Annotated in this window: 17 protein-coding genes and 1 pseudogene; 13 read left to right on the forward strand and 5 right to left on the reverse strand. The window is 37.1% G+C overall.

Annotation, left to right across the window (positions count from 1 at the left end; genetic code table 11):
• The first annotated feature begins 44 nt into the window (after window positions 1-44).
• The 6 genes and pseudogenes from M1D60_RS04285 to murC all read left to right on the forward strand — a co-directional run bounded on the left by M1D60_RS04285 (window position 45) and on the right by murC (window position 7,229).
• Window positions 45-353, forward strand: coding sequence for a thioredoxin family protein (locus M1D60_RS04285; RefSeq protein WP_456277958.1), 309 nt, complete (start codon window positions 45-47; stop codon window positions 351-353).
• 218 nt (window positions 354-571) lie between these two features.
• Window positions 572-1,377, forward strand: a pseudogene (locus M1D60_RS04290) (DUF1444 domain-containing protein).
• 5 nt (window positions 1,378-1,382) lie between these two features.
• A complete protein-coding gene (ytpR, locus tag M1D60_RS04295) occupies window positions 1,383-1,988 on the forward strand; it encodes a YtpR family tRNA-binding protein (protein ID WP_456277959.1) in 606 nt (201 codons plus the stop codon).
• Between the two features lie 140 nt (window positions 1,989-2,128).
• A complete protein-coding gene (locus M1D60_RS04300) occupies window positions 2,129-4,426 on the forward strand; it encodes a DNA translocase FtsK (protein ID WP_456277960.1) in 2,298 nt (765 codons plus the stop codon).
• Between the two features lie 127 nt (window positions 4,427-4,553).
• A complete protein-coding gene (locus M1D60_RS04305; RefSeq protein ID WP_456277961.1) occupies window positions 4,554-5,651 on the forward strand; it encodes a nicotinate phosphoribosyltransferase in 1,098 nt (365 codons plus the stop codon).
• Window positions 5,652-5,930: 279 nt separating this feature from the next.
• Complete coding sequence (gene murC, locus M1D60_RS04310; protein WP_456277962.1) at window positions 5,931-7,229, forward strand: UDP-N-acetylmuramate--L-alanine ligase; 1,299 nt, start codon at window positions 5,931-5,933, stop codon at window positions 7,227-7,229.
• A gap of 52 nt (window positions 7,230-7,281) precedes the next feature.
• On the opposite strand, the gene M1D60_RS04315 is transcribed toward murC, so the two are convergent.
• Entirely contained in the window at window positions 7,282-8,397 is a 1,116-nt protein-coding gene (locus M1D60_RS04315) for an aminopeptidase (protein WP_456277963.1), read from the reverse strand.
• A 230-nt stretch (window positions 8,398-8,627) separates the two neighbouring features.
• On the opposite strand from M1D60_RS04315, the gene M1D60_RS04320 reads away from it, so the two are divergent.
• The 5 genes from M1D60_RS04320 (at window position 8,628) to M1D60_RS04340 (ending at window position 11,905) form a co-directional block, all read left to right on the forward strand.
• Window positions 8,628-9,089, forward strand: a complete 462-nt coding sequence (locus tag M1D60_RS04320) for a DUF948 domain-containing protein (RefSeq protein WP_456277964.1) — start codon at window positions 8,628-8,630, stop codon at window positions 9,087-9,089.
• A 1-nt stretch (window position 9,090) separates the two neighbouring features.
• The gene (locus tag M1D60_RS04325) at window positions 9,091-9,516 is read left to right on the forward strand and encodes a YtxH domain-containing protein (RefSeq protein ID WP_456277965.1); all 426 of its coding nucleotides are present in this window, start codon (window positions 9,091-9,093) and stop codon (window positions 9,514-9,516) included.
• A gap of 85 nt (window positions 9,517-9,601) precedes the next feature.
• Window positions 9,602-9,928, forward strand: a complete 327-nt coding sequence (gene ytxJ, locus M1D60_RS04330) for a bacillithiol system redox-active protein YtxJ (RefSeq protein WP_456277966.1) — start codon at window positions 9,602-9,604, stop codon at window positions 9,926-9,928.
• 214 nt (window positions 9,929-10,142) lie between these two features.
• Complete coding sequence (locus M1D60_RS04335; RefSeq protein WP_456277967.1) at window positions 10,143-10,478, forward strand: hypothetical protein; 336 nt, start codon at window positions 10,143-10,145, stop codon at window positions 10,476-10,478.
• Between the two features lie 56 nt (window positions 10,479-10,534).
• Window positions 10,535-11,905, forward strand: a complete 1,371-nt coding sequence (locus M1D60_RS04340) for an amino acid permease (protein WP_456277968.1) — start codon at window positions 10,535-10,537, stop codon at window positions 11,903-11,905.
• Between the two features lie 225 nt (window positions 11,906-12,130).
• On the opposite strand, the gene M1D60_RS04345 is transcribed toward M1D60_RS04340, so the two are convergent.
• Window positions 12,131-14,269: a cell division protein FtsA gene (locus tag M1D60_RS04345; protein ID WP_456277969.1), complete on the reverse strand. Its 2,139-nt coding sequence runs from the start codon at window positions 14,267-14,269 to the stop codon at window positions 12,131-12,133.
• A gap of 172 nt (window positions 14,270-14,441) precedes the next feature.
• On the opposite strand from M1D60_RS04345, the gene M1D60_RS04350 reads away from it, so the two are divergent.
• Together M1D60_RS04350 and ccpA are read left to right on the forward strand one after the other, a co-directional pair.
• A complete protein-coding gene (locus M1D60_RS04350) occupies window positions 14,442-15,518 on the forward strand; it encodes a bifunctional 3-deoxy-7-phosphoheptulonate synthase/chorismate mutase (RefSeq protein ID WP_456277970.1) in 1,077 nt (358 codons plus the stop codon).
• 553 nt (window positions 15,519-16,071) lie between these two features.
• The gene (ccpA, locus tag M1D60_RS04355; protein ID WP_456279345.1) at window positions 16,072-17,025 is read left to right on the forward strand and encodes a catabolite control protein A; all 954 of its coding nucleotides are present in this window, start codon (window positions 16,072-16,074) and stop codon (window positions 17,023-17,025) included.
• Between the two features lie 51 nt (window positions 17,026-17,076).
• Here the strand turns inward: ccpA and M1D60_RS04360 are convergent, their stop codons facing one another.
• The 3 genes from M1D60_RS04360 to M1D60_RS04370 all read right to left on the reverse strand — a co-directional run bounded on the left by M1D60_RS04360 (window position 17,077) and on the right by M1D60_RS04370 (window position 19,584).
• On the reverse strand, window positions 17,077-18,234 hold the full coding sequence (locus M1D60_RS04360) for an acetoin utilization protein AcuC (protein WP_456277971.1): 1,158 nt from the start codon (window positions 18,232-18,234) through the stop codon (window positions 17,077-17,079).
• Window positions 18,227-18,859 (reverse strand): CBS and ACT domain-containing protein, encoded by a 633-nt coding sequence (locus M1D60_RS04365; RefSeq protein ID WP_456277972.1) that lies wholly within the window; start codon window positions 18,857-18,859, stop codon window positions 18,227-18,229. Before M1D60_RS04365 ends, M1D60_RS04360 begins: the two co-directional genes overlap by 8 nt.
• Window positions 18,860-18,951: 92 nt before the next feature.
• A complete protein-coding gene (locus M1D60_RS04370; protein ID WP_456277973.1) occupies window positions 18,952-19,584 on the reverse strand; it encodes a GNAT family N-acetyltransferase in 633 nt (210 codons plus the stop codon).
• Window positions 19,585-19,733 lie beyond the last annotated feature (149 nt).

A 19,733-nucleotide genomic window follows, 5' to 3' on the forward strand; every position in this document is an offset into this window, starting at 1 on the left:
AAAGATATAATATAGTCACTAGTAACTTGAAGGGGTGTATAGGTATGAAGAGACTTGAAAGTATAGAACAGTATAATCAAATTATTAATGAGAATACGGTGTTATTATTCTCTGCTGGTTGGTGTCCTGATTGTCGTGTGATTGAACCATTTCTTCCTGAAGTTGAGAGTGCATATTCACAGTTCACTTTTTATCATGTAGATCGTGATGAGTTCTTGGATCTTTGTAGAGAGTTGGATGTTTTTGGTATTCCAAGTTTTATTGCTTACAAAGAGGGCACTGAAGTTGGTAGGTTTGTTAGTAAGGATCGTAAAACAAAAGAAGAAATTGAAGAATTTTTAGCAAGTTTGTAAGTCTTAAAAGTAGGCTGTTTTCGTATAGACTGTTGCTTTACGTAAAAATCCCAAAAGCCGGATTTTTACCTTAATATTAATATCTTGCTATACATAAAGAGAATCGCTCTTTTCTAAGATCTACTCAATTTACTAATAAAACTAGTTGTACAGCCAAACTTAATGTCAAGAAAGTAACCAAGTTTTAGAAAAGAGCCTGCAAGAAGGAGTGAAACCGCATGAAGATGACAAGTATCAAAATGAAGCAGCTTCTTGAAGAAAGATTACAAAATCCTGAATGGTCAATGAGTTATCATGCTAAGCAGGATACCTTGAAAGTAGTCGACAAGGAGTTTGATAAAGGAGTAACGATCTCATTACCTGGCATTATTAATAAGTGGGAGGAAAGTAAGGAGGCTGCTATTGATGAGGTTGTTTACTATGTAAAGGAGTCTCTAGATGCATTACGTAGAAATGATGATCTAACAGGAAAAGAAAAACAGATTTTCCCTGTCATCCGTTCTACCTCCTTTCCAACAGAAACGAAAGAAGGCAAACAACTTCTTTATACAGATCACACTGCTGAGACAAGAATTTATTATGCCATTGATTTGGGGAAAACCTATAAATTAGTAGATGAAAAGATGATGGCGAAGGAAGGCTGGCAGGTAGAACAAATTAAACAAATTGCGAGCTTTAATGTTAGATCATTACCGATTCAGGCGAAGGAAGATCATGTAGCTGGTAACATATTTTATTTCTTAAATACGAATGATGGCTATGATGCTAGTAGAATTTTAAATGAGTCCTTACTTAACCAATACGAGAAACAAATAGAAGGTAAAATGGCGGTCGCGGTTCCTCATCAGGATGTCCTTATTATTGCAGATATCAGAAATGAAACGGGCTATGATATATTGGCCCAGATGAACATGAGCTTTTTACTAACGGACTCGTCCCAATTACTGCGTTATCGTTTTTATATAATGAGGGTGAATTGGAGCCTATATTCATATTAGGGAAGAATAAGCCAAGGAAAGGTTGAAGAATATGAATGTTTTTTACAATGAGAAAGGTATAGGGGATACACTACTCATTACAATTAAAGATACTCCAAGAGAATTGAAGAGTTTTGAAACAAAAGGAACTGTAGCTCGTATTTTCAACAGTGAGACGAATGAAACAATTGGCTATAATATTTTTCAAGCGTCCACTTACATAAAGGTAGATGAAGTTGGTAGCGTGTCATTAACAAATGAGCTTGTTGCAACTATCCAGGAAATTTTAAAAAAGAATGGGTGGTCTGAAACGTTAGAGGTGGATCTCTCCCCAAGGTTTGTAGTTGGGCAAGTAACAGAAAAGGTAAAGCATCCTGATGCAGATAAACTTAGTGTTTGTAAGGTGGATGTAGGTAATCAGGTGTTACAAATTGTATGTGGTGCTCCCAATGTAGATGCTGGACAAAAGGTTGTCGTGGCAAAGGTTGGGGCAGTCATGCCAAGCGGCTTAATAATAAAAGATGCAGAATTAAGAGGTGTAGCATCTTCTGGAATGATATGCTCAGCAAAGGAACTTAACCTTCCAAACGCTCCACAGGAAAAAGGGATCCTCGTCTTAGAAAATCATTATAATGTTGGACAAGAGTTTACATCGTAATTACCCACTAGTTATAGCTAGTGGTTTTTCTTTTTTATTCAGTGAATTTTATTTGTTCCCCACATAACGATATTTCTTGATAGAATAGAGGAGAAAACTTTTTTTCTAAACGAAAACAGCCTTTTTGAAAGAGTGGTTACATGTTTAAATATTTTAAGGGATTTTATAAATTAATCGTGGGTGAAGGAACTCCTCAAAGGGAGGAGCAACAGAATCCAGCTAAAAAGAAGAATATACAGCAACCACCCAAATCCGTTTCTTCTGAAGAGAGCGATATGAATGCAAGGGTGAGCTATCAGTACCCAAAGGGCAACTTTCGGTTCCCGCTGATTTCAGATGATGAGGTTAAAAATCATATAGAAAGAAGACCAAAAAGAGTAGATAAAGAGGTTAAATCACAGGCGCCAGTTAAAAGAGTTCCTAGTAAACCAAATACAAAGGTTACAAACAAGGAATCCTTTAAAGCAACAGTGGTTCCATCACCTGTTCATGGCTATCAAAGCCAATGGAAGCAGTCACAAGATGTTATAGAGTTTGAATTGCCGTCCACTGTTCAAACACAGCAACAAGAGCTTGTTGAAGAGCAGTTCATAGACACTGATATACTAGAAGTAGACACCATACAGAGTAGTATGATTAATACAGACCCTAACACTGAATCCATCAATCATGTAGAAGCAATGATTGAGGAAGTAAAGGAAGAAACTTTATATTTTGTCGAGGAGGACAAATTAGACGAAGATCAGGTTGATATACAGAACCCTTATTCAGCTGAGAGTGAGCCTATATTGGCAGTATCAGATTCAGCTCAATCTTTTCAAGCTGATGAGGAAGTGATGGGGGAAACAGCCCCTCTCGTACAATCAACCCAATCTCCTAAAAGATATGTACCCTTTAATGTAGTGATGCTGAAGGAAGACCGAGAAAAGCTACGAGAAAAACAACCTATACATCGTGAAGTATCTGAACATCAAAATAGAAAAATTCAAGATGCAGAACTAGAACTAACCCATACTAGGTACCAATTTCCACCACTACACTTTTTAACGATGCCAAAGCATGATGTGAATGTAGATGACCAATGGCTAATTGAACAACAGGAATTACTAGATCTTACTCTCCATAACTTTAATGTTCGGGCAAAGGTTGTGAATGTGACACAAGGACCGTCAGTCACACGTTTTGAAGTACATCCAGAGCCAGGGGTAAAGGTTAATAAAATCACTAATTTATCAGATGATATAAAATTAGCATTGTCTGCAAAGGATATTCGTATGGAGGCACCTATTCCAGGAAAGAACACGATTGGGATTGAGGTGCCAAATAAGAAAAGTAAGCCTGTATTATTAAGTGAAATTATCAGTAGCCAGGAATTTAGGGGTAATCCTTCTCCTTTAACGGTAGCATTAGGTCTTGATATATCAGGTAAGCCGATTGTAACTGATTTGAAAAAAATGCCACATGGTTTAATTGCCGGGGCTACAGGTTCAGGTAAAAGCGTTTGTATTAATGCCATGTTAATTAGTTTGCTTTATAAGGCGTCGCCAAGTGAAGTCAAGCTATTACTGATAGATCCTAAAATGGTTGAGTTAGCACCCTATAATGAAATACCGCATCTTGTCAGTCCTGTCATAACAGATGTAAAAGCGGCAACAGCAGCTTTAAAATGGGCCGTTGAGGAAATGGAACGACGCTATGAGAGATTTGCACATACGGGAGTCCGGGATATCTCTAGATATAATGAATTAGTTCGTGAGCATAATGAGCCATCTGGAGAAATGCCATTTTTAGTTATTATCATTGATGAGCTAGCCGATTTGATGATGGTAGCACCAGGAGAAGTCGAGGAATCGATTTGTCGGATTGCGCAAAAGGCAAGAGCATGTGGTATTCATTTATTGCTTGCTACTCAGCGCCCTTCTGTCGATGTGATAACAGGATTAATTAAAGCAAATATCCCAACTAGAATTGCTTTTTCCGTTTCCTCACAGGTGGATTCAAGAACGATTATTGATTCAATTGGTGCGGATAAGCTACTAGGTAAGGGAGATATGTTGTTTTTAGAAAATGGATCATCAAAACCATATCGATTACAGGGGAACTTCGTCTCAGATCAAGAAATAGAAAAAGCAGTGTCATTTGTAAAATCCCAACAAAAGCCGGAGTATTTATTCGAGCAGGAGGAGCTAATCTCAAGGTCTGCTGTATTTACTCAGGAGGAGGATGAACTATTTCTTGAGGCTTGTGAATTTGTCATTGAACAGGGGGGAGCCTCTTCATCTAGCCTACAGAGAAGGTTTAGAATAGGTTATAATCGTGCCGCTCGACTGATTGAAATGATGGAGGATCAGGGCTTTATTTCTGAACAAAGAGGAAGCAAGCCAAGAGATGTTCTTATAACGGAAGATCAATTAATTGAAAAGCAACAGCATAATTAAGACCGGGTTCTTAATAGTTGAGTATTAATACTGAGTTAGCTAAAATGAAGACAAAAACTTTAAAGGTTGAAATATTTAACAAGAGATTCGTTAAAACTAAGGCTTAAAGGTAGATAGGGGTTTAGGCATGAAAGAAATTGAATTAAAGCTGCAGGGTAAAATAAAACGTCTAACAAACCGTACATTTAAATTTGATGAACGAGTAAGAGATGGCTGGTTTTCGGCAGTCTATTTTTTGAAGACGAAAGAGATTATAAAAAAATATAAGCCTAATAATATTGTAACGATGCAGTTCTTTCAGAAGGAGCAAGCGGTACTTTGTGGAACCGATGAGGTCGTTGCGTTAGTTAAAACATTTGCTGATAATCCAGAGGAACTAGAGATTTATTCTTTAAAAGATGGTGACAAGATCAGTCCGTTTGAAACGGTTTTAACGATTAAGGGTCCTTATCAAAACTTTGGTTTTTTAGAAGGAATTATTGACGGGATTCTAGCGAGACGGACTTCGGTTTCTACTAATGTGTACAATGTGATGAAATCTGCAGGAATTAGCGGAATCCAAAAGCCAGTTATATTTATGGGTGATCGTGATGATCATTTCACTCAGCAAGCTGGTGATGGCTATGCAGCATATATCGGAGGTTCAAAAGCACAGGCTACTCATGCAATGAATGAGTGGTGGGGGAAAAAAGGAATGGGAACCATGCCGCACGCCCTTATTCAAATGTTTAATGGAGATGTAGTGGACGCTGCGAAGGCTTATCATGAAATGTTTCCTGAGGACGAACTTATTGTTTTGGTTGATTATAATAATGATGTGATTACAGATGCACTAAAGGCAGCAAATGAATTTGGTAAAAAGTTAAAGGCTGTCCGGGTAGATACATCTCGTACCATGATTGATCAGTATTTTATTCGCCACCCTGAGCTTCTAGGTACGTTTGATCCAAGAGGGGTTAATCCTCCATTAATCTTTGCTTTAAGACAAGAGCTTGATCAAGCTGGATATCAGCATGTGAAAATCGTTGTAAGCGGTGGGTTTAATGAAAAGCGTATTGAAGAATTTGAGAAACAGCAGGTTCCTGTTGATATGTATGGTGTAGGAGGAAGTTTGCTAAAGATTAACATTGGTTTTACTGGTGATAATGTAGAGCTTAATGGAGAATCAGAGGCAAAAGCCGGTCGAAGACTTCGTCCAAATCCACGCCTTGAATTAGTGGAATAACCCATTTAGGGCTAATGCTAGGTTATTTAGTGGGAAGAACGCGAGAATCCTGCGGGAAACCGCAGGAGAATTGTTCTAAGATTGATACCCATATTTATTTTGTAACCTAAAACTTATTACTTTTGGCATTGTGAATAATAATTAAATCAATGCTATAATATGAAAGTATTTTAATACATATGGATGACGCGAGTACCGGACAATCTCAAAATTAAATGAATAACATATACTGTCTTACAGATAGACCGTTGCATTGATTCAATATTGGAGGTTCTTTATATGACAGTTTACCACTTTGTAGGAATTAAAGGATCAGGAATGAGCCCTTTAGCACAGGTCCTTCACGATATGAACTATGAAGTACAGGGTTCTGATGTGGAGAAATATTTTTTTACTCAAGCAGCACTAGAAGAGCGTGGAATTCCAATTCTACCATTTGATCGTGATAACATAAAACCCCCAATGACCGTAATAGCAGGGAATGCCTACCCTGATAGTCATGAAGAAATAGATGAGGCATTACAAGAAGATATCCCAGTTATACGATATCCAAAATTCCTTGGTGAGTTTATGGAGAATTTTTCTAGTGTAGCAATAACGGGTGCACATGGAAAAACATCAACTACTGGTTTATTAGCTCATGTTATTTCTGGAGCCTACCCAACATCTTATTTAATTGGTGATGGTACAGGAAAAGGCACAGTAGATAGTAAGTACTTTGTGATGGAAGCTTGTGAGTATCGACGTCACTTTTTATCCTACCACCCAGATTATGCAATAATGACGAATATAGACTTCGATCATCCAGATTACTTTAAGGATATTGAAGATGTATTTGATGCCTTTCAACAAATGGCACTACAAGTTAAAAAAGGGATTATTGCTTGTGGCGATGATGAATACCTTCAAAAGATTCAAGCGAATGTTCCGGTAATTTTCTATGGATTCAGTGAAGATAATGATTTCCAAGCGAGAAATGTCGTGAAATCAACAACAGGAACTTCGTTTGATGTATTTGTTCGAAATAACTTTTACGCATCATTTGAAATACCTGCCTACGGAAATCACAATGTTTTAAACTCTTTAGCTGTTATTACTCTTTGCCACTATGAGGGGATGTCAGCTGAAACGATTGCTGAACAATTAAAGACTCATAAGGGTGTGAAACGTCGTTTTACAGAAAAGGAAATGGGAGATCAAATCCTTATTGATGATTATGCTCATCACCCTACCGAGATTAAAGTAACACTTGAAGCAGCTAATCAAAAATATCCTGAACGAGAAATCGTTGCAATTTTCCAACCTCATACGTTTACCCGAACGCAAACCTTCTTGCAGGAGTTTGCAGATAGCTTAAAGCTTGCAGATAAGGTATATTTATGTGATATTTTTGGCTCAGCAAGAGAGAAGCAAGGCGAATTAACGATTGCTGATTTACAACAGAGGATTGAAAACTCAAGTGTGATTGCTGAAGACCAAATCGAAATTCTGAGGAAGCATCGTAACAGTGTATTAATTTTTATGGGAGCCGGAGACATTCAAAAGTTCCAAAATGCTTACGAAAAATCATATGTATAATAAAAAGGCGTACAATCTCTAGATGGATTGTGACGCCTTTTTTGCTACCTTACTATTTTAAATTCTCGGGGTTTAATGCTTCTAGCTCGGCGATTACAAAGCGGCCGTCTTTGCGGATTAGCACATCATCAAAGTAAATTTCTCCTCCACCATATTCAGGACGTTGAATATTTACCATATCCCAATGAATATTAGAGTTATTTCCGTTCCAGGCATCTTCATATGCTTGCCCAGGCGTAAAATGGAAACTACCATCTATCTTTTCATCGAATAGGATGTCCTGCATTGGGTGTAGAATGTACGGGTTCACTCCGATTGCAAACTCTCCAATAAAGCGTGCTCCCTCATCTGTATTGAACACTTTTGTGATACGATCAGTGTCGTTTGCTGTAGCATCAACGATTTTACCATTTTCAAAAGTTAGTTTAACATTTTCAAATGTAAAGCCTTGGTATGGAGATGGAGTATTGTATGTAATGACACCATTTACTGAGTCTCTTACTGGTGCTGTATATACCTCTCCATCAGGAATATTCATTTCTCCTGCACATTTAATAGCTGGGATATCTTTTATTGAAAATGAAAGATCCGTTCCTGGTCCTGTAATTCTCACCTTATCGGTTTTATTCATTAGTTCAACAAGGCTATTCATAGCGTTGCTCATTTTACCGTAGTCAAGGTTACAAACGTTAAAATAGAAGTCTTCAAAAGCTTCGGTGCTCATTTTAGCAAGCTGGGCCATCGAAGCATTAGGATATCTTAACACAACCCATTTTTTTTTCGGAACGCGAATTTCACGGTGAACCTTTTGACCAATCGTTCGCCCATGAATTGCCATTTTTTCACTAGGTACGTCTGATTGTTCTGATATATTATCACCGGAGCGAAGGCCAATATAAGCGTCCATTTTACTCATTACATTTGCTTCGAATTGTGCCATCATGTCATATTGCTCTTCATGTGCACCCATTAAAAGGGTTCGGTCTACACTTTGATCTTTTAGTGATACAAAGGGAACCCCTCCAGCTGCATAGGCTTCTTTTACTAATGCAGTAACAAGCTCACGCTGCAGTCCAAAATTTTCAATAAGAACCTTTTCACCCTTCTGAAGTTTTATTGAGTAATTAATTAAGTTTTTTGCTAATGTTTCTATTCTTGGATCCTTCATTTTCTCACCCTTTTTATGTAATATATCAATATTGTAACCGAATTCTTCATAAAATGCTGTGTTGAACAAAAAACAAGTTAAAAAAGAAGGAAATTTGCGGTTTTATATAGAAGGTGTAAAGAAAGATGAATTCGACAATTTTCTCTTGAATAAAATGTTTCATTTGAATTATTTATGGGTAAAGATAGTATAGACCATGAACAAGTTATACATAGAAAGGGGTAACATAGGTGTGGATTAATTTGCTTTATGTAAGTGCAGCAATTATAGCAATATCATTTTTAATTTTAGTCATTTATGTTTCAAAAACTTTATCGGCTCTCCAGGGTTCACTTCAACAAATGACTGGAACAGTAGCTGATTTGGAAAAGCAAATGAGAGGGATCACGAAAGAAACGACAGAGTTACTGACAAAAACAAATAAACTTGCAGAGGATATTCAAGAGAAGGCCGAATCCTTAAATTCTGTTGTACGGTCGGTTAAGGAAATTGGTGATTCGGTTCATAAATTTAATGTATCGATTAAAAATATGTCTTCCACCATTTCTCAAAAGGCCGAATTAAATAGTGAAAAGGTTTCGCAAGCCATCCAATGGGGAAATGCAGCCATTGATGTTTGGAATAAATGGAAGTTAAAGAAGAAGGAACAGACAGTTAATGAAATTTATCGAGATTACGAAGGGGGAAATTAACATGACAAAAAAACAAGATGGAGCAGGTAAGAAGTTTGTAATTGGTACGTTTGTAGGTGCGCTAGCTGGGGCTGCAGCTGCATTATTTTTAGCACCAAAGTCTGGTAAAGAGTTACGAGAAGATTTAAATGAACAGGCAAGCGTTGTAAAAGATAAAACGAGCGAATATAAAACAATTGCTCTTGATAAAGGATCAGAATTTGCTGAGTATGCGAAGGCAAAAACGATTAGCCTTAAACAAACCGTATCGGAACAGTCTTCCAATTTGGTTGATCAAGTAAAAAATAAAACGGATGAAGTAACAGAAGATGCTGCTGAGTTGGCAGAGGAAGTTACGGAAGAAGTGGAAGAAAAGGCAGACGAATTATTAGAAGAGGTATCTGATCTAGCAGAAAAAACGCAGGATAAACTAGAGAAAAACTCTTAGGAAATAGTATAATAAGTAGAAGTTAAAAAGGTGGAGAAAAACTTCACCTTTTTTGTTGGAAAAAAGAAAGATGGAGGCTTGGATCATGAAAACAAGAGTGTCAGAAATTGAAGAATTTGAAAAATTGAAACAGGAAAATTCTGAATTCCTTTTTGTCAAACATAGTCTAACATGTCCGGTCAGTACAGCTGCTTTTGATGAATATCATCAATTTGTTGAAGAACATCCAGATGTACAAACCTTTTATTTATTCGTGCAGGAGGACCGTCCACTGTCTAATTACATAGCTGAAACATACGGTATTAAACACGAATCACCTCAAGCTCTCTATTTCAAGAATGGAGAGGTAGTTTGGACCGCCACTCACTGGAAAATTACGAGTCAATCATTAAAAACTGCAATTCTGGAATAGTTCTCGTTTGAGGGATAGTTAAGCATGAGTACTTCGACTTTGAAGTGCTTATGCTTTTTTTGTTGTGTCAGGTTAATAACAAAAGATAGCAAGGGTTTATTATATAGTGTTCACGAGCCTCCTTATTGGGAAATTTTAGTGCCTCTGTCCCTGAATGGTAGACCTCTTAAAAGGTAATTATAAACAAGATGTCTATACTATGTGGAGGGATATTATGTCTGTATATGTGTATCAAACTTTTGAATTAAAACAAGATAAATTTAGTGAAGCGATCAAAAATGTAAGAAGTATTCAGAGCTTCCGCAATGAAAATTATGATCATCAAATTGAATTATTATCACCAATCTCAGGTGAGGATTATCAATATGCTTTTTTATCTACCTTTGAAGGCTTAGCTGAGATGGAGCTACAGAGCAAAAAGATGTTTGAGGATGAGAAGTTTAAAAAGCTTATGACTGAGTTTATGACCAAGGATATTGTTCAAGGTAGCCTTCACACTAAATTGTACCGATCGATGCCAGGGTTAAAAAATGAGAAGGATTCAAAATAATACCACCCCTATTCATGAGACTACTATAAGTATTTTCGGGAAGGGAGGAGCTACTTTTGGATTTTTTTATTCCTGACCAAGATTCAGGTAAAGGAAACGAAGGTGGAGCAGGCAAACTGAAATGGTGGCAGTTATCATTAATAGGTGTAGGCTGCACAATAGGAACGGGATTTTTTCTTGGGTCTGCCATAGGTATTAAAGTTACCGGTCCATCTATTGTTTTTTCATTTATATTAGCAGCGATTGGTACTTACATTGTTTACAGTTTACTCGCGAAAATGACGGCACAAGATCCACAGGAGGGTTCATTTTGTTATTATGCAAACAAGGCATATGGAAAATGGGCAGGATTTAGCTGTGGTTGGAACTACTGGGCGTCTAATATATTAATTATGGGGAGTCAGTTAACTGCTCTATCCATTCTATCAAGGTTTTGGTTTCCTAATATACCTCTTTGGATTTTTGCAATTGGATATGCCGTTTTATCTATAATTGTCGTACTAACAGGAAGTAACGGATTTAATCGAGCGGAAAACCTGTTTGCTATAATCAAAACGGCAGCAATTATTATGTTTATTATCTTAGCAGCAGCTGCCTTATTTGGATGGATTAATGGTGATGCCAAATCACCTGGTTTTCCTAACACTAAACAGGAATGGTTTCCTGAAGGGTTTAAGGGTTTTTGGGGTTCACTCATTTATGCGTTTTATGCATATGGCGGGATTGAGGTAATTGGACTTTTAGCAACAAAGCTAAAGAAAAAAGAGGATGCTCCAAAGGCTGGTATAATTATGTTAATTTTACTAGTAATCATCTATGTTTTATCACTTGGGTTTGCTGTAATAATGGCTAAGCACGGAGCCTTTACCCATAAGGAGAGTCCTTTTGTTACTGCATTAACCAACTATGATCTAGCCTTTTTTCCACATGTTTTTAATGGGGCGATCATCATAGCAGGATTTTCTACGATGACAGCGGCCTTATTTGGTGTTACTACCCTCTTAGTTACATTGGCGGAGGATGGGGATGCCCCAGCGGTATTTTCAAAGAAACTTAAAAAGTGGAAGGACCTTCCACTTCCCTCACTTGGACTTGCAACAATAGGGTTAATTGCATCTATCATCACCGCATTCCTACTTCCAGGCAAAATTTATGAGTATATTACGACAGCAGCTGGAATTCTGATATTGTTAAATTGGGCGTTTATTATCATCTCAGGTCTTCGAATCCTAAAGGTGAAGGCTGGTGGAAAGTTCCTGGGGTTTTTAGGAATCTTGCTAATTATAGCTGCTATTAGCGGTACTCTAATGGAAGAGACCATTCGCTTGGGACTTGTGTTTAGTGGGGTGTTTGTCTTCATTCTTGCATTAATAACCATCATCATGCAGAAAAAAGTGTGGAATAAATCCAAATCTAAAGAGGCATAAAACGAGTGATAATGAAGTAAAGGCCGATTTGTTTTGAACAATCGGCCTATATTAATAAAGCTGTATTCGTAAAGATTTTTGCTATTTAAATTGCTTTTGTAAGAGCATTGAGATCTCGCTACACACAAAAAGAGTTGCTCTTTTCTTACTGCTCATTTTGCTTATAATACTGGTTGTACCGCCACACTCAATGTCACAAAAACAAAAAAGTTTTAAAAAATAGCCTTAAAAAACAATGTCAAGCTGATCACCTGGAACAAGAATCTCATCAAATCCTACTTCTTTTTCATTACGAAGAAGCTTGAATCCTTTTATACCACTTGTTGGTACCTCTAAGTCAATAAACCTAAAAATATCTTGAAAGATAAATGGGCTTTCCTGATTGGTTATGGTTTGAAGCGAGTCACCATTTCTAATAACGGACGTTTCTTGCAACACTTCACCATCCCTAATTATCCTCACTTGCTCCTTCTTTAAATCAACCTTTTCACCTTTATAAAAGACAGTGGTTGTATCAGTTAGTAATATTTGATGAAGACTTGCTACATCTTTTAAAAGAATGGGTTGTCCAGTTTTAATTTCGATTACATCGTTATGATTGTAGCTTGAGCTTGCTTGAACTACAACATCATTTCTAAAAATTTTCCCTTTGAATGAAGGAAACGGTACTTTTTTACTGTTTATAAAAATCACAAAGGGTTTAATCATGTTTAGTAATTCTGACTGATTAAAACTCTGCAAAAGCTGTTCAATTGTTTCTGGAAAATGATAGTCAATATGATCGTGATCATGGACCATGTCTTCAAAACTAACCGTTTTTCCATTTTTAATTATCGTAGCTTTTACTTCTAGAACCTTGTTATTAATGGTTACAGTTTTTGCAGGAGGCTCATCGACTAACTCTCTAACTGTTATAGAAGCTGCTTGGCCATCCTCTCCTTTTTTTACCATCAAATGATCCCCATTTTTAACTAGAGAATCAAGTCCACAAGAATCTCCATTAATAAGAATAGTTGGGGCTAATCCGTGATTCCCAGGTATCGTATATTCCCGGTTATTTAAAGTAATCATCATAGCCATACCCGGCTTACCATATAGCTTGTTCATTTGAATCCCAGCAGCGAGTAAACAATCTCCAACGGTTAACTGCTTCATGTCAAATAATCGAACGGGTCGTTCATTTACATATACTGTTACATACTGGACAGGGCTTTGGTTGGAGGCAATGGCAATACCAATTGGTGTGACAAGCTCCGGTCCCTTTAATATGTGATCAGCCATTTGTAGATTTTTAATTGCATCAATACCTCTAATGGCGACCCGGTTTTCAGGAAGCTCTAGCATATTAGCAATTCTTTTAGGCAGTTCAGGAGTTAAGCTACCTCCACCAACAAGCATGACAGCCTTTGGAGCTTTCCTATTTAATCGGATAATTTCTTGGCTAATTGAACTTGCTAACAGGTTAATAGCGTCAGATACTTGATCAATGACATCTTGTTTAGGAATTTCTGTTTCAAAGCCTAAAATATCCTCCACGATAATCACTTCCTGTGAAAGTAGATCACGTTTTGCTTTCTCGGCTAAGTGAAAATCCAATAAATATTCATCACTTATTGCTTCTGTAATTTCATCACCAGCAATCGGGACCATTCCATATGCTACGACCGTTCCCTCATCTGTAATGGCAATATCAGAAGTACCAGCCCCAATATCAACAAGCACCACGTTTAGTCGTCTCATGGAAGGAGGTATCAGTACGTTAATGGCAGCAATCGGCTCAAGGGTAAGAGCCTCCATCTCAAGCCCAGCCCGTTGCAAAGCGGAGAGAAGTGATTCAACGACGATTTTAGGTAAAAAGGTTGCAATGATTTCAACAGATGCTTCCTCTCCTTGTTGGTCCGTTAAATTGCCAATTTCCTCCCCATCTAGTTGATAATGCATAACAGAGTAGCCTACGCAATAATAGTAGTGATTACTTTCTTCGGAGTACTTAGTTGCAAGAGAAAATTGAGCCTGTTGAACGGCACTTAATTCAAGGTGAAGGATATCATCCTTTTGGATAAGCGGCTTTCTTTTAATATCAATGGTCACCTTTGCTCTTTCCGTCTTTAAAGCACGACCTGCTGCAGCTACACATACTTTATGAAGAGGCCCATGTTTTTCTTCTAGTCGATCTTTTATTTGAGAAATAACATTTGAAACGGAAAGTACATCATGAATTTGTCCATCCACCATAGAACGTTCTGAATGTTCAATAGATTCAATATCAACAATTTGATAAATATCATTAACCTTTTTAATAATCAGGCCCACAACGGACCTTGTACCTATATCGAGTGAAAAAATAATAGGCTGCTCCTGCATGAGAATCACCTCTACCTTAGTACATGCATAATATACTTTATCGCTTAAAAGCGTCTAATTAATGAAGTGTCTATTAGTGACAACAAAAAAAAATTCGTTTATAATAAACCCTAATTAATAGAAATGTACCATACTTTCCAAGTTAATTAAACAATTAGAGAGGATGAATGAGATGAGTAATGTTGAGCTAGATCAGCTTAGAGAAGAATTGGATGATGTGAATTTAAAGCTTCTTTCGCTTTTAAATGAACGAGCCAAGATTGTTAAAGAGATTGGTAAAGTAAAAGAAACGCAAGGGGCTAACAGATTTGACCCTGTTCGAGAAAGATATATGTTAGACAAAATAGCTAATGAGAACGAAGGACCATTTGAAACTTCGACCCTTCAACATATCTTTAAAGAAATCTTCAAGGCTGGATTAGAGCTACAAGAAAATGATCATCGCAAAGCTTTATTAGTTTCTAGAAAGAAAAAACCAGAAAATACGATTGTAAACATTAAAGGCGAACTAGTTGGGGATGGTAAACCACATTTCGTCTTTGGACCTTGTGCTGTTGAGAGCTACGAACAGACAGCTAAAGTGGCTGAAGCGGTCAAGGCAAGAGGACTAAAGCTATTACGTGGTGGAGCATTTAAGCCTAGAACGTCACCTTATGACTTCCAGGGGCTAGGACTAGAAGGTTTAAAAATTTTAAAAAGAGTGGCAACTGAGTATGATTTAGCAGTCATTAGTGAGATTGTGAATCCTGCAGATATTGAAGAAGCGATCGAGTATATCGATGTTATTCAAATTGGTGCACGAAATATGCAGAATTTCGAATTATTGAAAGCAGCAGGATCTGTAAATAAACCAGTTCTATTAAAGCGTGGATTAGCTGCAACAATTGAGGAATTTATTAATGCTGCTGAATACATCAACTCACGAGGAAATGGCCAAATTATTTTATGTGAACGTGGTATACGAACTTATGAAAAGGCAACTAGAAATACTCTAGATATTTCAGCAGTTCCAATTCTAAAACAAGAAACACATTTACCAGTGATGGTGGACGTTACTCATTCAACAGGTAGACGTGATTTATTACTTCCTACTGCTAAGGCAGCACTTGCAATTGGAGCAGATGGGATTATGGCAGAGGTACATCCTGATCCGGCAGTTGCCCTTTCAGACTCAGCTCAACAAATGAACATTGATCAATTTAATTATTTCTTAAATGAATTACAATCATTCATGCCTATAAAGGCATAAAGTTGAACCTTTAGTTTAATAAGTAGTAAATAAGAAACATTTATAGAGTTATAAATGTTTCTTATTTTTTTACTGTGGAAGTTTAACGCTTTAAAGGAGTGGGGGCCTGGCCCCCACTCCTTTAAAGCGTTAAAGAGGGGATGCGGATTTGCGGAATTATAGGAAAAAATCGTGGAATTAAGTTATTTTCTACGGAATTATTTATAAAGTTGCTGGAATAAAGGATTTTTTCGTGGAATAACCAATATTTCTGCTGAATTATTAGTTGTGGCAGTTATCCTGTCCTACAATCGCTGTATCTCTTATTTATTATTTTCAAAAAGTAATTGCTGGGTTTCGACGAAATTTGTCATAAATCTGAATTTTTACTCTAAAATAGTATGAAAATAAGGGAAAGACATTGCGGTACAAGGATTTGTATCGTATCATTAGTAGCATATAAAATACTAAAATTATGGTTTTATTTTACATATTCTTTTTTTCATAAATAATAAGGAGGAGCTAAACATTGAATATTACAATATATGATGTAGCAAGAGAAGCAAATGTATCAATGGCGACAGTTTCACGAGTCGTGAATGGAAATCCGAACGTAAAGCCGGCAACAAGAAAGAAAGTATTAGAGGCTATTGAGCGACTGGGCTACCGACCTAATGCTGTTGCAAGAGGTTTAGCAAGTAAGAAGACAACAACGGTTGGGGTCATTATTCCAGATATATCTAGCATCTTTTTTGCAGAACTTGCACGTGGTATTGAAGATATCGCAACCATGTATAAATATAATATTATCTTAAGTAATTCTGATCAAAATAAAGAGAAAGAACTTCATCTCTTAAACACGATGCTCGGTAAGCAAGTAGATGGAATTGTGTTTATGGGTGGAAATATAACAGATGAGCATGTGGAAGAATTTAAGAAATCACCAGTTCCTATTGTATTAGCAGCTACGGTAGAAAAGAGTAAGCAAATTCCTTCAGTTAATATTGATTATAAACAGGCGGCTTTTGATGCGGTAATCGGCCTACTAGAAAAGGGACATGAACAGGTTGCATTTGTGTCTGGTCCTCTTCATGATTTGATTAATCAAGAAGAAAAGCTTACAGGGTACCGCCAAGCATTAGAAAGTAAAGGAATTACCTATAATGATGAATATGTAATAGAGGGCGATTATTCCTATGATTCAGGAATTGAAGCATACGAAAAATTAAGCGAGCTTGCTAGTCCTCCAACTGCAATCTTTGTTGCTACGGATGAAATGGCGTTAGGAGTAATCCATAGTGCACAGGACCGTGGTCATGTTATTCCAGATGATGTTGAAATCATTGGATTTGATAACACTCGTTTAGCCATGATGGTACGTCCGCAACTGACAACAGTTGTTCAGCCTATGTATGATATTGGTGCAGTTGCGATGAGATTATTAACCAAATTAATGAACAAAGAGCAGGTTGAGGACCATATTGTCGTATTGCCTCACCGAATTGAATACCGGAAATCAACCAAATAAATATAAAGCGTACCATGCAATTGCATGGTACGCTTTTATCTTTATTACAGCTTAATCAGAGCGAATTTGGCTTAAAGCTTTGGAGATAATCAGGCTATTTTTTTCAGTGATTTCTGCTTTTCTAGGAATAGGTTTTACTAGATTCGGTTCATCAAACCACGTTGATGGTAAAGGTACAGTAGCATGTGATTGCCATTTTTCACTCCATGCCTTAGGAAGCTCTTTTGTATAATCGACTAATTGTTCTGTCATTTCAAGCCAAATCATTGACCATGCTCTAGGTACGACTCTCCATACGTCATAACCACCTCCACCAACTGCAATCCATCTTCCTTGACAATATTGGTGGGCGATTTTGTGTGCCAATTTTGGTATGGCTTCGTATATTTTCATCGTACAGGATAAATGAGTTAATGGATCAAGATAGTGGGCATCTGCACCATTCTGGGTGATGATAATATCAGGTTTAAAAAAGGCTGCAATTTCATTAAGTGAAGCTTCATAGGCTTCTAAAAAGGACTCATCCTCTGTAAACGCATCTAATGGGATATTAAATGAATATCCATATCCTACCCCATATCCTCTTTCATAAATATTCCCTGTTCCAGGAAAAAGGTATCGCCCTGTCTCATGAATGGAAAGGGTGCAAACATTAGGATCGTCATAAAAAGCCCATTGGACTCCATCACCGTGATGAGCATCTGTATCTACGTATAAGATTCTAAGATTGTATTTTTCCTGTAAATACCTAATCGCAACCGCTATATCATTGTATACACAAAATCCAGAGGCTTTTCCTTTAAACCCGTGGTGTAGGCCCCCGCCAAGGTGAAGGGCGTGTTGGGCTTTTCCGCTCATTACATAGTCAACTGCAGTCAAAGTTCCTCCAACAAGCCTAGCACTAGCTTCATGCATATTAGGAAAAATGGGTGTATCCTCTGTACCAATTCCATAGTTTGATCCAATATCCTCTTGTAGATTCCCGACACTGGCATCCTTTATCGCTTGTATATAGGCTTCATCATGAAATAAGGCTAATTCTTGATCAGTGGCAATCCTTGGTTCTACTATTTGACCGGTGTCAAGGGATTGATTGGAATCAAGTAAATCCTTTGTAGTGGTAACCCTAATTTGATTAAAAGGATGATTGTCATTAAATTTATAATCTTCTACCTTTGGAGAGTGTATAAATATCGATTGTTTACTCATAGTTAACACCTGGAATTCTTGGCCAGAGAACATGATAATTAAGCGTTTTAAGCTTCTCAATGACCAATAAAGGATTCATGGTTTGGACACGTAGTACTAATATCTTTTTCGTATTTTGTTTGGACGGATAGACAACCACACTTAATATATTGATTTTCAGCTCTTTCAGAACTACCGCAACATCTGAGAGTCCTTCACTAATAGAAGATACTTCAATTTCAATTTGAGAACCTGGCTGATCAGCCCCTGTTAATTGAACAAAGGTATGAAGTAAATCAGTTTCCGTGATAATACCAACCAGCTTTTTTCCCTCTACGATAGGAAGACAACCAATTTTTTGCTCGTAAAATATGGCAGAAACCTCTTCGATAAAGTCAAGAGGATGTCCGGTTATAACTTTCGTGTTCATGACATTAGCTACTAGAACTTGATCGGCGTCATCACTATGATTTAAAAAATATTGGTAAATGTCTGTCTTTGTCATAAGACCAATCACTTGTTGTTGATCATCTACAACTGGGAGATGACGAATATCGTTTTCTAGCATTAATAGTTTTGCACGACGAACCGTATCAGTTGAAGATAAGGTAATCACCTTTTTCTTCATAATTTCATCAACAATCATATAGAACCTCCTTCCCGAACCACTGAGATAAGAATATAAACTTTCATCATATATCCTGAAGATAGTGATGATATGTAAAAAGAAAGGACCATTTAATACATAAATCGATGTCTGAATCGAAGTCTATCAAACTGTTGAATAGAATCTGGATCAACACGGGAACCAATCCGAACCATTAAGCAATTAGCTGGATGGGAACTAATCTCTGGATCATCGGTTGCAAACCAGACGAGACCACCAGCATTCATCATTTTCTCCATCACCTTACGATATTCCCAGACATTTAATCCAGTCCCTTTTAAGTCCCAGTGCCAATAATATTCTGTTGTTATAATAATATAGTCGTTCATTGCATCATCCATCATAGAAACAGTTAAAAGGTTTTTCCCGACAGCTTTCCCTCGGAACTTAGGAATTACTTCGATTGCTCCCAGTTCAATCAAGTTCTCCATCTTACCTTCGGACCAACGTTCAAGTGGGTCTGGATATAAATAAGTGACATACCCAACAATCGTATGATGATCCCTTGCCACAATAATCCTACCCTCAGGGAGTTTGGCAATTTCTACAAGTGCTTTTTTCTGCTGTTCAGGTACACGAAATGAGGTTAAATCCTCATGAAATTCATACGATGCTAACTTTTCCGACGGGATTGGTCCTTCTATAATTAAGCTACCATGTTGTGTTTTTAATTCTGTTGCGTTGTATGTTTTTTTATGAAGCATTACATCACCGCCCATACATTTTATTATAGAATCTCTAGCGCTACTTCTATTATTATACTGTTGAGAATAGAAGTAAAGCGTTTTCAGGTGAGAGGAAGGAGAAACAAGTTGAAAAAGGGAATATTTTAAAAATTGAGAAAAACATGTAA

It is taken from the genome of Bacillus sp. AK128, assembly GCF_053903075.1.

Bases quoted from the DNA above. Each gene is read 5' to 3' on its own strand.
- M1D60_RS04300 (WP_456277960.1), top strand. From the start codon at position 2,129: ATGTTTAAATATTTTAAGGGATTTTATAAATTAATCGTGGGTGAAGGA.
- murC (WP_456277962.1), top strand. From the start codon at position 5,931: ATGACAGTTTACCACTTTGTAGGAATTAAAGGATCAGGAATGAGCCCT.
- M1D60_RS04365 (WP_456277972.1), bottom strand. From the start codon at position 18,859: ATGATTGTTGATGAAATTATGAAGAAAAAGGTGATTACCTTATCTTCA.
- M1D60_RS04315 (WP_456277963.1), bottom strand. From the start codon at position 8,397: ATGAAGGATCCAAGAATAGAAACATTAGCAAAAAACTTAATTAATTAC.
- M1D60_RS04335 (WP_456277967.1), top strand. From the start codon at position 10,143: ATGTCTGTATATGTGTATCAAACTTTTGAATTAAAACAAGATAAATTT.
- M1D60_RS04305 (WP_456277961.1), top strand. From the start codon at position 4,554: ATGAAAGAAATTGAATTAAAGCTGCAGGGTAAAATAAAACGTCTAACA.
- ytxJ (WP_456277966.1), top strand. From the start codon at position 9,602: ATGAAAACAAGAGTGTCAGAAATTGAAGAATTTGAAAAATTGAAACAG.
- M1D60_RS04350 (WP_456277970.1), top strand. From the start codon at position 14,442: ATGAGTAATGTTGAGCTAGATCAGCTTAGAGAAGAATTGGATGATGTG.
- M1D60_RS04360 (WP_456277971.1), bottom strand. From the start codon at position 18,234: ATGAGTAAACAATCGATATTTATACACTCTCCAAAGGTAGAAGATTAT.
- ytpR (WP_456277959.1), top strand. From the start codon at position 1,383: ATGAATGTTTTTTACAATGAGAAAGGTATAGGGGATACACTACTCATT.
- M1D60_RS04325 (WP_456277965.1), top strand. From the start codon at position 9,091: ATGACAAAAAAACAAGATGGAGCAGGTAAGAAGTTTGTAATTGGTACG.
- M1D60_RS04370 (WP_456277973.1), bottom strand. From the start codon at position 19,584: ATGCTTCATAAAAAAACATACAACGCAACAGAATTAAAAACACAACAT.
- ccpA (WP_456279345.1), top strand. From the start codon at position 16,072: ATGGCGACAGTTTCACGAGTCGTGAATGGAAATCCGAACGTAAAGCCG.
- M1D60_RS04285 (WP_456277958.1), top strand. From the start codon at position 45: ATGAAGAGACTTGAAAGTATAGAACAGTATAATCAAATTATTAATGAG.
- M1D60_RS04345 (WP_456277969.1), bottom strand. From the start codon at position 14,269: ATGCAGGAGCAGCCTATTATTTTTTCACTCGATATAGGTACAAGGTCC.